Genomic DNA, 14,602 nt, shown 5'->3' on the forward strand with positions numbered 1-14,602 from the left:
TCTCCTGACAGAGGGGAATGTCATGCTGCTCTGCAACATATAATGAAGATAGCGCTAATCTAGCCGTCTTTGCCACCCGACCATCGCCGAGTTGCACTCCCCGCTGGCATTATCGAGCGCCAGCCAGCATCGCAGCCGCATGATGCATTCGACGCAATCATTGGCCTCCGCTGACGCAACCCGGCCGACAGGCGCTATTCACGACGAGAAGCGAACCTGCTACGACGGGAAGCGAACCTGCACCAGCAGCCCCGGGGCCTGCGGCGTTCCCAAGGGGCTCTCCTTCAGCGCCAGCGCTGCGCCTAGTCGTTCGGCGAGCTCGCGCACGATGGAAAGGCCCAGCCCGGAACCTTGAGTCTTCTGGCCGGCCAGACGCACGAAGCGTTCAAAGACGCGCTCGCGTTCACGCAGCGGGATTCCGGGGCCCGTATCGGCCACTTCCATGCGCCATCCAGCGTCGTCGCGGCGGATATCCAGATGCACCTCTCCGCCTTCTGGCGTATAGCGCAGCGCATTGTCGAGCAGATTGCGCAGCAGCACGTAGAGGCCGTTCTCATGACTGACCAGCTGCGCGCCGGGTGCAACCTCGACATGCAGCTTGATGCCTCGCTGGCGTGCCATGGGGCCCAGGTCCCGCGCCAGCTCATGGGTCAGCTGGGCGAGATCGACTGGACGACGCGGTGCCTCTGCACCGCTTTCCAGCCGTGACAGGGTCAACAGCTGCTCCACTACCCGCGTCATGCGATTGACGCCATCCACGATCATGCGTGCCGAGCGCCGCGAGGCCTCATCCCTGGCATCGGCCTCCAGATTCTGGGCATGCACCTTGATGCCCGCCAGTGGAGTCCGCAATTCATGGGCGGCATTGGCCGTGAAGCGCCGCTCCTTGTCCAGTGTGTCCGCCAGGCGCGCCAGCAGTCCATTGAGAGCATCCACCATGCCGCGTATCTCGTCCGGCGCCTCGCTGGCATCCAGCGGCTCAAGGTACCCGGGTTGACGGGCCGTGATCTGATGACTGATGCGCAAGACAGGACGAAACCCCCGCGAGACCGCCACACCGATCAGCAAGGCGATCACGAGCAACCCGACCACCAGCGCCAGCACGTTGTGCAACGCAATCTGGCCGGTCAGTTCATCGCGCACATCTTCACGCTGGGCCGCCGTGACCCAGATGCCACTCTCGGGGAAATACAGCGTGAAGGTGAACCAGTCATGGTGATTGTCATGCTGCCTGCCATAGCCGGGCACCGGCAGGTAATCGAGCGCCACTGAGCGTGGCGAGAGGCCAAGCAACGGCTGGCCCAGCGCATCCCACATCTGGAAGATCAGCTTGTCTTCATAGACATGTCCCAGCGGGGATTTCTCGTGGCCATCGGCAAAGCTCAAGGAGGGCGGACGCAGGCTGAACTGGCCCGATGTCATCTGCTGCAACGTTTCCTGACGCTCGACCGGTGTCAACGAGGCGAGTCGGGACTGATAGAGTCGCCCCAGCATGCGTGCATTCTGGGCCAGCTCAGCATCGAACAGCTCATCAATCTGCTCGCGGGAATCGAAGTAACTCCAGGCAGCGGCCGTCCCCAGCACGACCACGACGCCACCGATCAGGTTGCGCCGCAGGAAACTGCGGATGGATTTCACGTGAGTTCCCCCAGCCGATAGCCCACACCGCGCACGGTCTTGACCACCCCGGTGCCGAACTTGCGGCGCAGATGGTGCACATGTACCTCGATGACATTGCTCTCGACATCGCCATCCCAGCCATAGAGCTGCTCGACGAGCTGATCCCGGCTGAAGACACGACTGGGGTGCAGCAGCAGGAACTCCAGCAGATCAAACTCGCGCCGCCCCAGCGCGACCTCACTACCGGAGAGCGTGACAGTGCGGCCAGCCTGATCAATGCGCAACGGCCCCAGTTGCAGGCAACCGCTGGCCTGCCCGGCATGGCGCCTCACCAACGCACGCAGACGCGCCACCAGCTCGGCAATGTCGAACGGCTTGACCAGATAGTCGTCCGCGCCGCCGTCCAGACCACGTACCCGGTCGCTGATGTCATCACGTGCCGTCAGGATCAATACCGGCAACGTCTGGCCCTGACGGCGCAGGTGACTCAAGACCTGCAGACCGTCGAGATCCGGTAGGCCAAGGTCCAGCACCAGCACATCAAAGGGCGAATGCTTGAGCGTGGCGGCAACGTTGGCGCCCTCCTTCAACCATTCAGTGCTCATGCCTTCGCGGCGCAGGGTATGGCTGACCCCCTCGCCCAACAACGGATCATCTTCGACGAGCAGAACTCGCATCTGGACTCCTTGAAATCGTTCTGATTCTGCCATGTCATATCGGGACATGAGGGGGCATGAGACAAGACGTCCGCCACCGAAAGGTGACGGACGTTGCAAGCATACTGCGGGATAGCACATCGCCTGCGTCGACAGATCAGCCAGCCATCACACACCGCTGCGTGCGCGACGCTCCTGGTGTCGGGCATGGCGCCACCTGGCCAGACGCGCCGTCAGCAGCATCCTCTGCTCGCGCAGCCCGAGCGCACCACGCTCCAGCATGCGGCGCGGCCCGCCGATGACACGCCGCAACGCCTCACCCGCCATCAGCCAGCCATACGCGAGCGGGTGCCTGGCTCGCGCCAGCCGCAGTCGGAAGATCAGCTTGCGCGCCTGACGCGCCACGCTGACAGGATGATTGCCCTGATGACGCGCCAGGCGCATCAACAGAGGGTCCTCTTCACCGGTGATCAGCGCTGGGGTATGCAACCGGATACGAGAGTGCTTCGCTGTCGGCAGCGGAACGAAAAAGTCGCCGTCTGCCTGCACGATCAGCTCCAGCAGCGGGCGTCGGCTATCCGCCGAGCCATGCAGCTCAAGACACTCCAGTACCTTGGCGCGCACCTCGGCCGGCCAACCCCCACGCTCGAGCACATGCCAGGCGCGGCCACTCTCCAGATGCCAGCGGCCATCGCCCGGCAGGCTCAGCAAGGTATCGGGGCGCTCCGAAGCCGGGATGTTGTGCAGTTGCGTGCATAGTGCGTCACCCCTCACATCTGCGTGCGTCAGTGACAGGCGGCGGTGTTGCTGGCCACTCGGGGTGGGCAACAACCTGCACAGCAAGGCAAGGTCATCCCCCTCTCGCTCGACCAGAATCAATGCAGCCCCTGCTGCGGCCAGCTGCCAACAGAGCTCCCGACAGCTGGAGGCCATCGGCGCCTCGACCAGTACACGATGCCCGGCAAGGCCAGCGGGCTTGAGATTTGCAGCGGTGTGGGCAAGACCAGTGCGTTCAAGAACTGTGCGTGCAAGAGAAGTGAACATGAGGGCTTTCCTTGGGTCGAGGCATTGCCAGACACAGAGGCGCGAGTGAATGCCACGCCTTGTGGACCTGCGTAGGAGCATGATCGATCAGCTCACTGACAGACATGTGGCAACGAGGTGACATTTCCACAAGACGTGCTGGCGATTGCCATGGCCAACACGCAAGCGCTGAGCTGAACCATGGAGTGATCACCAGCATGAATGGCTGCGCTTAACGCAAACTTAAGCTCTCACAAGACGATGCCACGATAGCGCTGGCCTTCCTGCTTCTTGCTCCCCGCATGCTCACCTCCAGCTCGACTCTCCACCAATGCACCTCATGCTCAGAAGCCGAACAGCCCAACGATAGGCGGCACGATGAAGGCGGTCAGCAGACCGGTCAGCCCCATTGACATGCCAGCGAAGGCGCCCGCCAGCGTGCTCACCGACGAGAAGCAGAACGCAGTACCGATACCATGCGCTGACAAGCCCATGGTGAAGCCCTTGACGGTATCGTCTCGCGCCCCTGCCAGTCGCATGACAACGGGGCCTACCACACAACCCAGGGTGCCGGTCAGCAGTACCAGCCCTGCCGTCAGCGAGGGAATACCGCCCAGTTTTTCGGCGATCCCCATCGCGATCGGCGATGTGACGGATTTGGGCGCCAGGCTCAAGGCCACCTGGGTATGTGCCCCCAGTGCCAGCGCCAGACCCAGGGTGGTGGTCACGGCAGTGACGATGCCGACGCAACAGGCCGTCAGCAGTGGCCACAGCATCTGCTTGACCCGATCGAGATGATCAAACAGCGGTACCGCCAGCGCGACGGTGGCCGGCCCGAGCAGGAAGTGAATGAACTGGGCCCCTTCGAAGTAGGTGGGATAGTCGGTGTCCGTCAGCCACAGAAACCCGATGATAAGCGCGATGGAGACCAGTACCGGATGCGCCAGCGATGCGCCCCGGGCCAGACGATTGATCGCCGTCGCCAGCAGAAAGGCCACCAGCGTCAACAGCAGATGCAGCAACGGAGAAGCGCTCAGGTACACCCACAGGGCGTCCAGCGGGGCCAGATTCATGAGGACACCTCATCGGCGCGGGGTGACTTGCCCCCTGCTCCACTCGGCGTCGCAGAACCTCGATCGATCAGGCGCTGCAACAGCCACGCCGTGACGAACTGGGTGACCGCGATCGACGCGACCAGCGTGATGGCGATGGCGGTGAGATCGCGTGCGATGAGCTCGAAATGGACCATCACGCCAACGCCCGCAGGCACGAACAGCAGCGACAGATGCGAGAGCAGGCCATTGCTGGCAAGCCTGAGACTGGCAGGCACACGTTCCCGCAGCAGCGCTCGGGCCAGCTGACGTTGACCGAGGTCTCGATCCGCATTCTCGTCAACACGCAGCACTCCTTCCCCCTCTCTGTCCGGGGCAGGCAACAACCGTTTGCGCAGCCGCCCTCGCAACATCAACCCCAGCAACAGGAACAACATTCCCAGTACTGGCCCCGGCACCGGAAGCAACAATGCACGCCCCGTCACCTCGCCGAGAAACTGGCAAAGCAGCAAGATGCAGAACCCCTTGATCAACGCCATTTCCTTACAGACTCCTCTTGACCGTGTCAGCCCGTCAGGCCGCCATGCTGACAATTATGTCACAGCCATCCCTGACGCCCTTGCCTCTCCCACCCGGCATCCTCATGACCCCAGCGCCCTTGCTGCCCTCAGTGCTCTCAGTGGTCTCAACCCCAACAACGGTGAGGCAACGCTTTACTGTGGTAATCTGCGATCTTTCTTGATCCCCCATCACCGCTACAGACAGGGAAGGCTGCGACACGATGCCAGATTCTCTCGGGCTTGATACATCCATTATTCCCAATTGGATCAAGACATTGCGGCATGAAGAGGATCATCAGGCTTTGATGATCCTTGAACTGGCTGCCGACCTGGCTGGCGCTCCCATGGCGATGATCAACCTGCGTGATGGCGAGCAGCTCAAGCGCTGGTTGAGTCTGGATGACAACGTGCATGAGTCCGTCCCCATCAACGATGCGCTGTGTGGTGCAGCGGTACTGCAAGCCAGTCCCCTCATCACGTGTGACGCCCGTCGACAACCGGAACTCGCCGGTTGCAGTTCGGTCCTTGCCGACGGCATTCGCTATTACATCGGCTTGCCCCTCAAGGCAGACAATGGCGAGATAATCGGCTGCATGAGCCTGGCGGACGCTGAGCCGCGTCAACAATTGCCCAGCCCGGACGTCCTCGTCCGGCTGGACAAGCTCGCGAGCCTGGCGACCGAGGCGCTGAAACGCCAGGTCAACCAAAGCTACCTCAATGCAGAGTTCGCAGACAGTCAGTCGCGCGCCAGCTGGATATTGCGCAGCATTTCCGATGGCATCATCGAATGGAAAACAGGCAACGCGAGATTGACCATCTCTACTCGACTGGAAAACCAGTTGGGCTATGAAGCCGGCACACTCGACACCGCACTCGAGGCGTTGCATGAGAGAGTCGCGCCCGACATGCGTGACGACTTCAAGGCCTTGATCAACGCCAAGCGACTGAGCGGGACACCTTTCAATTGCGAGTTGCTGATCCGCACCCAGCAGGGAGATCATCGCTGGTTTGAGCTGCGCGCTCAATTCGAGGTCAGAAACGGCGCGCCCTACCGCTTCATCGGCTCATTGCTGGATATCCATCAGCAACATCTGGCCAAGGATGCCCAGGCCGACAAGCTGCGCCGCTATGAACGTCAGCAGGCGGCCTTGATCGAGCTCGGCAACACCCGCCACGATGAGAACGCGCAGCTCGACAGCCTGCTGCCGTGGTTATGTGAGCAAGTCGCCAAGGGCCTGCAGATACGCAAGGTAAGCTTCTGGTACATGAATGAAGACCGCGACTGCCTGTCGCTTGCCCATGTCCATGATGCGTGGGTCCCCCCGCCGCACGATGCCACGCACAGCACTGTTCCCACTCGCCTCACCCGCACCCAGAACCGGGTCTATTTCGAGGCTCTGGATGCCGGTCATGCTCTCGCTCTGGCCGATGTGACCAAGGCCAATCAGGAATTGCTGTTCGATGGCACCTTCCGCTGCAGCGTGAAGGCCATCATCGACAGCCCGATCCGTGTGGCAGGCCAGGTGGTGGCCGTCATCTGCTGCACGGAAAGCAATGCCCCACGCGAATGGGCAGATGATGAGCAGGCGTTTTTGGCTTCGGTGGCGGATCACGTCTCACAGCTCATGACCGAATTCGAGCAACAGGCCTCTCAGAAACGCCTGCGTGCCAGCGAGCGACGCTACCGCGCCACCTTCGAGCACTCCGCTGTCGGCATGGCGCACCTGAGCACCAGTGGCCAGCTGTTGCGCGTCAATCAACGACTCGAGAGCATCCTGGGCTACACCGCCGCCACCTTGTCGCAGAGTGTGATACGCGAACTGATCGAGCCGGAAGATCTGGAAAGTTTCCTGCAGCAACATCAGGCGCTGATCGAGCAGCGCAAGGATTTCTTTACCCAGCAATGTCGCTTCATCCATGCCTCCGGCAACTCGGTACATGCAGAGATCAGTGTCTCTGCGGTCGAGGCGACGCCAGACCAGGATGGCTATACGCTGCTGGCGCTGATCGACAATACGCTCAATCACACCATGTCGCAGCGCATGGCCCACGAGGCCAATCACGACAGCCTGACGGGCTTGCTCAATCGCGGCGCCTTCAAGCGTGAACTGACGACACTTTGCGATGATGCACGCGCCACTCGCGCACTGCATTGTCTCGCCTACATCGATCTGGACCAGTTCAAGGTGGTCAATGACACCTGCGGCCACTCGGCCGGCGATGCGCTATTGATCCAGCTGGTCGACGTCATTGCCGCCGGCTTGCGCAAGCAGGATCATCTCGCGCGCCTGGGAGGGGATGAATTCGGCTTGCTGATGCCCGACATGTCGCTGGACGCCGCCGAGGCGCTGCTCGAAGAGATGCGCCAGTCCGTCACCAACTTCCGATTCATGTGGGAAGACAAGCTGTTCACCATCAGTACCAGCATTGGCCTGGTGAGTATCGACAGCAATCACAACGACCCGCACCAGCTGCTGAGTGCCGCCGATGCTGCCTGCTATGAAGCCAAGGATGCCGGGCGTAACCGCATTCATCGCCACAGCGAATCCGGTGATGAGGTAGCACGGCGCATGCAGGAAATGCACTGGCTGACAGAAATCACCGCGGCCATCGAAGAACAGCGCCTGGTGCTTTACCAACAGCCGATTGTCAGCACCCTCGTCACTGCACAAGCTGACAACGCAGAGCCTGGCAACGACCCGCAATGCGAGCTGCACTGCGAACTACATTACGAAGTGCTGGTGCGATTGAAAGGCCGGGACGGCACCATCATTGCGCCGGGCGCCTTCCTGCCTGCGGCGGAGCGTTATGGCCTGTCAGCCGCCATCGATGAACATGTCATTCGCCAGTACCTGAGCTGGCTGGCAGCGCACCCTGCTCATGCCCAGCGACTGACCATGGTGTCACTCAATCTCTCCGGGCACTCCATCAGCAGCCCGAGCTTTCGCGACCTGCTGGTCACACTGGTCCGCGACAGTGGCATCCCGGGTGACAAGCTGTGTTTCGAGATCACCGAATCCGTCGCCATCACGCGGCTGGGCGACGCTCGCGCCTTCTTCGAGGCACTCGGCGCACTCGGCTGCTCCTTCGCGCTGGATGACTTCGGGAGTGGCGTGTCGTCCTTTGGTTACCTGAAAAACCTGCCCGTCGACTTCCTGAAGATCGATGGCGCCTTCATTCGCGACATGGACACCAACCGCGTCTCCTACTCCATCGCCCGCGCCATAGCCGAGGTCGCGCGTGAGATGGGCATGAAGACCGTGGCGGAATTCGTGGGGAGTGCGCAAGTGCTCGCCTCCGTCGCCACCATCGGTGCCGACTATGTGCAGGGCTACGCGCTGGGCATGCCGGAGCCACTCGAGACACTCGCCATCAGCTCCAATACCGATGACGGCCACGGCAAGGGGCATGCTGAGGACAAAGGCTCCAGCCCGATCTCACAGGTCAATGACGCTCGGGTGGCGCAGCCTCTTGCTCCTAAGGCCGGCTGAATCAGGGCTTGCCGAATCAAGGCGGAGCGCACCATAAGCAGAGCGCGGCATCTCCTCGAAACCACACAAAGCCCTCTTTCCAAAAGCGCTCTTTCCAAAGCCCTCTTTCCAAACCCTCTCCATAAGCCCTGTCTCCAGAAGTCCGCTCTCCAGAACCAGACCAGAGAAGCCCAGCCTCCGAGCGGCAAACGCCACTCGGAGGCTGGGCTTCTGTGCTCTTATTCAGAATGCAGAATGCAGGGTGCAGGAGGGAGAATAGCGGTATCAGAAACCGGATTCGCGACGCCAGACTCCCACCACTTCACGCCAGGTTCGACTCAACAGGCTGCGCGGCTCGGTCTCGACGTTGACCATGCCGCGCCGGCCAGGCATCGAGAGTGCCAGCGCCTGCGAGAAGTCCACTGGCTCAAGCGTGACCCGATAGAGGCTGCGCATCAGTTCCAGCTGCCCTTCCTCGCCCTCGCGAACCTTCAACTCCCCACCGTAGGGCGCGGCCATTTCCGGCTGCTCAAGCACTGCGACTGCCTGAGGTTCGACGCTGACCACGCGCATTTCCAGCGGCTTGCCTACCGGCGCCAGCGGATAGAACCAGGCAGTGGCGCCTTCATCGACACGCAGTACCTCTTCCTCTTCCACCCAGGCCGTCAGGGTCACCTGCCGGGGGTTGCGCAGCGTCATCACCCACTCCCCTTCACCGACCCAGCCCCCTTCTCGCAAGGCAGGGTTGAGCGAGTGCACCTCGCCAGCGAATGCCGCCTCCAGCTGACCGGTCGCCTGTTCGGCTTGCAGCGCGCTGACTCGTTGGCGCTGCACGTCAAGATCGGCCTGCACCACCGGGCTATCCTGCAGCAGCCTGCGATCCAGACCACTGGCGGAGCGACGCCAGTCCAGCTGCTCCACGCGACGCTCGGCACTGGCAAGCCGCTGGGCGACTTCCGGGGCACTGATGGTCGCCAGCGCTTGACCGGCGCTCACCTCGTCACCCTGGGCGACATCGAGACTCAGTCGGCCACCGAAGGGGGCTTCGAGACGAGCCGAGGGTTGCTCCAGCCACCCCGGCAGGCGCAGCTCGCTCTGCCAGGGCCAGACCAGCAAGGCCCCCAGCGCCACGACGATCATCCCGGTACGCAACAGAGCCAGATTGGCGCGTGGCTTGCGACCTTCACTGAACCAGCGCCGAATTTCATTCACGATTGGCCGCATGATGAAGTACCAGATCTCGACGGCGAACAGCACGATGCCGAGAAGCTTGAAGAAGAAGTGATAGACCGCCAGGGCGATCCCGAGAAACAGCAGCAGGCGATACACCCAGACGCCCACCGCGAACAGCACCAAGGCACGCTGCGGACGCTCAGGCGGCGCTTCCTTGAAGGCGAACAGCCATTCACGCAGCTGCCAACGCGCCAGCGCCTGGGAGCGCGGCTCAAGGTTGGGCTGTCGCCAGGCATCGGACAGCAGGTAATAGCCATCGAAGCGCATCAGAGGATTGAAGTTGACCAGCGCCGACATGATCCAGGTCGTCGTCGCCAGCCAGAAACACAGGGTGCGCGGCAGACCTTCCGGCAACAGATGCCAGCACAGCAAGGCCAGTACCGCGATCGAGAGCTCGACCGCGACACCCGCGATATCGACGCCAACTCTGTCCCGGGCCTCGGTGAGTCGCCAGGCATCACTGGTATCGGTGTAGAGCACCGGCCAGCCGACGATGAAGGCCACCCCGATGGTCGGGACGCGCGCGCCCTTGGCCTTGGCGACGAAGGCGTGCCCCAGCTCATGCAGTATCTTGACGAAGACCAGCGCCAGCCCCAGCGTCAGCCAGCCGCCGACAGCGCCCAGTGCCGCGAAGCTCGCGATGAAGGTATCCAGCTGGCGTACCGTCAGCCATAGGCCCACCAGAAACATGACCGCCAGGCTCCAGAAGAAGCCCCGGCTACCCAGCCAGCGTACCTTGTTGACGTGCCGGCTCAGCCAGCGATCCGGATTGGCCAGCGGAATGCGCACGAAGAGATAGTGATGCATCAACCACTTGAGCCCCGTAGGACGCGACTCAAGACGGCGTTGGTAGCGTTCCTGCTGCCCGGGATCCCCGCGCACCAGATCATGCTGACGCAGAAATTCCGACAGGGCGCGCAACTGTTCACCAGGCACTTCACGACCGAGACTGGCGCTGGCCTGTTTGGCGGCTGCCGCTTCCTGACCACCGCGAATGAAGGGCAGCAATTCGATGGCGGCCTCGCCCAGTCGATAGAAGCGCTGGGCGACCGGATCATGCAGCAACCAGCGCCGCTTGCCATCGCGATCCTGTTCGACGGGATGCAACTTGAGGTCTTCGCGCAGCACGGCCAACGGGGGAGTCTGTGAAATCATGCCTTACCACCCGGTCCAGCTACGCAGCGTGGCCCACGGGCGACGGAACAGGTAATAACCCAGCGTGACCTGTTCCCCCTCGACCTTGGCCGTGCCCCGCCAGCCGACGCGCGGCAGGTTCTCGGCATCGCTCAACACGGCGTGCGCGCGGTAGGCGAGCTCGCCATCCGGTGCCAGCTCGGCCCGATAATTGACGTGCGTCAGCCGTGCTTCACGAACCTGTGAGGGGTCGACATTCAAGAACAACGAGACCTCGGCGCCTTCCGGCAGCGGAATGTTGTCGGCACTCGGCAGCCAGATTTCCACCTCGGCGCCCCGAGTGTCGGCCACTTCCAGCAGACGCTCACCCAGCCTGACCGGACGCCCTGCCCAATCGCTGGTATCGCCGAGGATCGCGACACCCTCACGCGGTGCTTCGACGCGCACACGCGTCAGCTGTGTTTCAAGGAAATCGACGTCGGCACGCGCCTGATCCACTCGCGCCCTCAACAGCGGCACCTCGGCACTGGCCTCACGCTCGGTAAAGGAGCGCTGCCGGGCACGCGCATATTCCGCCTGTGCCACCGCCAGAGCCTGATTGGCTTCGGCCAGCCGCCCCTTGAGCTCGGCATCATCGAGACTCGCCAGCAACTGGCCCTTCTCCACCACCTGATTGGGCGCCACGGACAAGTCCTTGAGCACGCCATCCAGGGGTGAGCGGATGATACTGCTGACCTCCGGCACCACCTCCGCCTGCCCCAGCACGGAAAGGCGTACCGGCACCAACATCAGCAGAGCGATCACCACCAAGGCCGCGCCCCACAGCAGGCGCTTGCCCACCGGCTGGCGCCTGCGACCCGAATGACGTGCCAGCACATTCTCGGCACCTTGCACCCAATGGGTCAGCAGGCGTTGTTCGGCTTCATTCCAGGGTTTTTCGCGCAACAACAGCAAGCCACCCTCGATACGGCCTCGCCATACCATGGGCACCCAGAGTCCTTCACGTGGCCAATACTCACTCCAGTCTTCGGCAAGAGATGCATCGCGTTCCTTGAGACGCTCCGGCGTCAATGACATGACCTGCTCGGGCTTGGCCGCCCGGGAGTCACCTGCCTTGTCGGAGACGACCTGACGATCGAGATCAAACGCCTTGATGACGCGTCTTGCCCAGTGCAGATAGGGGCTTTGCTGCTCGACATCGGTGGCGCCGGAATGTGACGAGAGCTTGCCATTGCTGACCAGCAACATCTGACGCGCGGGAAAGAGGTAGCCTGTGTCATTGACCAGCACATACTCGGCTTCCTTGCGCCCCTTGGCGCTCATCAAACGCTTCTGCAAGGTGATGAGGCCCGCCAGGCGATCTGTCGTGACATTGCCTGGCATTTCGACCCGCCGATTCATTGTGCCGCCTCTCCACTATCCACATCATCGAGGGTGGAAGGACTCAGAGAGGGAAAACGGACCTCGCCACTCATGCCGGGCTTGATGCCGCCATCCGGCTTGGCATCCGGCCGCGCGATCACCTTAAGGGTCTGGCTGACCGGATCAATGTTGTCGACGACGCGTACGATCTTGCCGGCAAGTTCCGCCCCCGTGGCATCTGCGGTGAAGGTCATCGGGGTGTCCGCGCCGACCTGCCCCAGCCACATGGCGGGAATGACGGCCTCGATCTCGAGCTCGTCGGAACTCACCAGCTCCAGCATCGGCTCGCCGTTGGAGACGAACTGATGAGGATTGACGGCACGCGAGACCACTTCCGCATCGAAGGGCGCCGTGATGGTGCAATCGCTGAGATAGACATCCGACAGCTTGACCGAGGAACTGGCCTCATTGACCGCCGCTCGCGACAGATCCACGTCCAGCTGGCTGACATTGTCATAGCGCGCCAGCTGCTTGTTGACCTTGTACTGGGAGCTTGCACCGGACAGACGCGCACTCGCGACTGCCCGCTCCGCCTTCAGCGAACGGCAATCGAAGCGCACCAGCACATCGCCCTTGTTGACCTCTTCCCCGACACGCCGATTGACTTCCAGCAGGCGCCCCGACAGGGGCGCCGCCAGAATGGTGGAATTGACAGCACTGACCTGACCGCGAACGGTCGGTTGATCCGCCCCATGCGCGACATCCATCAGCCCGGGCAGCATGGCGACCAGCAGGGTTCCCCCCAACCTCGCCATGCGGCGATTGATACCTTTACCAGCGATCATCATCGTCAGCATCCCTGTTGAAATATGGTGGGAGGCTAGCTTACAGACTGGCCTGACCGTCCTGTGCTTGGGTTGTCTCGGACTGGGCTTCCAGCCAGAGTGCCGGGTCCTGCAATGGCAGGCTGCCGCCTGACCACTGGCGGAAGGAGGCATCCAGGTTGCTGGCCAGCGTATCGACGTCGTAACGCTGATAATCCTCGGGGACCGGATTGAAGCCCAGGCTGAACAGGAAGCCACCATAGGCGTCCTGTGCATCGGCGTAGGCCAATGAATTGCTCAGCACGGAGTTCAAGGCCTTGGCCTGGTTGAGCAGGGATTGCGTCCCCGAGATCGCACGGCTCGCCCGCGCCTGCTTGCTGAAGTCCGCGATCTGCTCATCCAATGCCTGGAAGCGCTGCGCGATCGCCAGGCTATCCAATGAGTTGTGGTACTGCTGCCAGCCCAGATTCACCCGTGCCAGCGTCGCCATGTTGCTGGCGAGACGACGCGCTTCGACCATCTGGTCACGCGCTTCATTCTGAGCCTTGATCTCATCGATCGCGAACAGACGGAAGATATTCCAGCTGACCCGCACACCCGCCTGTGCCCAGGTGTCGTTGTAGAGATAGCTGTTGCTGTCATAATTGGCGCTGTAGGAGAACTCCAGCCCCGGCAACAGTCGCACCATGCTCTTGCGCGCTTCACGTTGCGCGATGCGCGCATTGTAGAGCTGACCGACGTATTCCCCGCTGTTGGCCAGCGCGACGCGCTCCAGCACATCCAGGTCGTTGGAGGGCAACGGAGGAAGTTCCGGCAACTGACTCGGCGCCTGCAAGGGGATCTCGACATTGGGGGCCTGATTGATCAGGCTCGCCAGTTCGATCTGGGACGTCTCGACGGAACGCTGCAAGCTCTTGAGATTGCGCATGATGGAGAGCAGCTGGCGCTGCTCCTGCAGGACATCCAACGGTGCCCGCAGTCGTTCGCGCTGGATCTGATCCAGCTGCGCGAGCGCCTTTTCGGTGTCTATCAGCAAGGCATCGATGCGCGGCTTCAACTTCTGCGTCACCGCAGCTTTCCAATAGGCGCTGCGCGTCTGCTGAAGCAGCTTGGCCATGATGTCACGCCGGGCGTTCTTGACGATCAGGAAGCGGTCCGCCTCCTGCTTGGCCTTCAGGTAGCTGACACCGAAATCCAGCACATTCCAGGAAAGGCGCAGATCCGCATCGGTGCGGTCCTTGTCGACAGAGGTCGACTGGGCAAGGCTCTGCACGCCGGTACGCACGTTCTCGCTCGAGGAGGCATCTTCATTGTTACGGCTGGTGAAACCGGCATTTGCCGCCAATACCGGCAGCATGTCCATCTTGGCCAGATTGAAGCTCTGCTCGGCCAACGCCTGCTCCATCAGCTTGACGCGATTGTCGAGGTTGTACTTCAGCGCGCGCGCCATCGCCTGATTGAGATTCAGCGGCTCGGTGATGGCCGGAGTCATCTGCTCAAAGAGCATCTCATCGCTCTGGATGGCGGTCGCGATATCCTGACGATCCAGAGGCTCAGGTTGCACGGTGCCGCATGCCGACAAGGCAATACCCGCCGCGCTGATGGCAACCATCGTCGCCAGAGTCTTGAGACGACCTCGCCCGCGTGATTCTGGCAACGCCCGGGCGG

General features: G+C 62.1%; 10 protein-coding genes. 1 reads left to right on the forward strand and 9 read right to left on the reverse strand.

Translation table 11 applies throughout. The annotated features are described in order from the left end of the window. Nucleotides 1-219: 219 nt before the first annotated feature. The 5 genes from QD280_RS15875 to QD280_RS15895 all read right to left on the reverse strand — a co-directional run bounded on the left by QD280_RS15875 (nucleotide 220) and on the right by QD280_RS15895 (nucleotide 4,890). Nucleotides 220-1,638, reverse strand: a complete 1,419-nt coding sequence (locus QD280_RS15875; RefSeq protein ID WP_279839984.1) for an ATP-binding protein — start codon at nucleotides 1,636-1,638, stop codon at nucleotides 220-222. Then, complete coding sequence (locus QD280_RS15880) at nucleotides 1,635-2,297, reverse strand: response regulator (protein WP_279839985.1); 663 nt, start codon at nucleotides 2,295-2,297, stop codon at nucleotides 1,635-1,637. Before QD280_RS15880 ends, QD280_RS15875 begins: the two co-directional genes overlap by 4 nt. 147 nt (nucleotides 2,298-2,444) lie before the next feature. Then, nucleotides 2,445-3,320 (reverse strand): hypothetical protein, encoded by an 876-nt coding sequence (locus tag QD280_RS15885; RefSeq protein WP_279839986.1) that lies wholly within the window; start codon nucleotides 3,318-3,320, stop codon nucleotides 2,445-2,447. 323 nt (nucleotides 3,321-3,643) lie between these two features. Further along, complete coding sequence (locus QD280_RS15890; RefSeq protein ID WP_166019932.1) at nucleotides 3,644-4,372, reverse strand: LrgB family protein; 729 nt, start codon at nucleotides 4,370-4,372, stop codon at nucleotides 3,644-3,646. Beyond that, a complete protein-coding gene (locus QD280_RS15895; RefSeq protein WP_279839987.1) occupies nucleotides 4,369-4,890 on the reverse strand; it encodes a CidA/LrgA family protein in 522 nt (173 codons plus the stop codon). Before QD280_RS15895 ends, QD280_RS15890 begins: the two co-directional genes overlap by 4 nt. 326 nt (nucleotides 4,891-5,216) lie before the next feature. Between QD280_RS15895 and QD280_RS15900 the strand changes: the two genes are divergently transcribed. Next, the gene (locus QD280_RS15900; protein WP_347881977.1) at nucleotides 5,217-8,402 is read left to right on the forward strand and encodes an EAL domain-containing protein; all 3,186 of its coding nucleotides are present in this window, start codon (nucleotides 5,217-5,219) and stop codon (nucleotides 8,400-8,402) included. A 264-nt stretch (nucleotides 8,403-8,666) separates the two neighbouring features. Here the strand turns inward: QD280_RS15900 and QD280_RS15905 are convergent, their stop codons facing one another. The 4 genes from QD280_RS15905 to QD280_RS15920 all read right to left on the reverse strand — a co-directional run bounded on the left by QD280_RS15905 (nucleotide 8,667) and on the right by QD280_RS15920 (nucleotide 14,498). Further along, nucleotides 8,667-10,769 (reverse strand): HlyD family efflux transporter periplasmic adaptor subunit, encoded by a 2,103-nt coding sequence (locus QD280_RS15905; protein ID WP_192838949.1) that lies wholly within the window; start codon nucleotides 10,767-10,769, stop codon nucleotides 8,667-8,669. Between the two features lie 3 nt (nucleotides 10,770-10,772). Then, on the reverse strand, nucleotides 10,773-12,071 hold the full coding sequence (locus tag QD280_RS15910; protein ID WP_279839989.1) for an HlyD family efflux transporter periplasmic adaptor subunit: 1,299 nt from the start codon (nucleotides 12,069-12,071) through the stop codon (nucleotides 10,773-10,775). A 74-nt stretch (nucleotides 12,072-12,145) separates the two neighbouring features. Further along, nucleotides 12,146-12,958 (reverse strand): efflux RND transporter periplasmic adaptor subunit, encoded by an 813-nt coding sequence (locus QD280_RS15915; RefSeq protein ID WP_279839990.1) that lies wholly within the window; start codon nucleotides 12,956-12,958, stop codon nucleotides 12,146-12,148. A gap of 37 nt (nucleotides 12,959-12,995) precedes the next feature. Then, complete coding sequence (locus QD280_RS15920) at nucleotides 12,996-14,498, reverse strand: TolC family protein (protein ID WP_279839991.1); 1,503 nt, start codon at nucleotides 14,496-14,498, stop codon at nucleotides 12,996-12,998. Between the last annotated feature and the right edge of the window lie 104 nt (nucleotides 14,499-14,602).

Origin of the sequence: Cobetia sp. 1AS1 (assembly GCF_029846435.1) — a bacterium.
GTDB classification, from domain to species: domain Bacteria; phylum Pseudomonadota; class Gammaproteobacteria; order Pseudomonadales; family Halomonadaceae; genus Cobetia; species Cobetia amphilecti.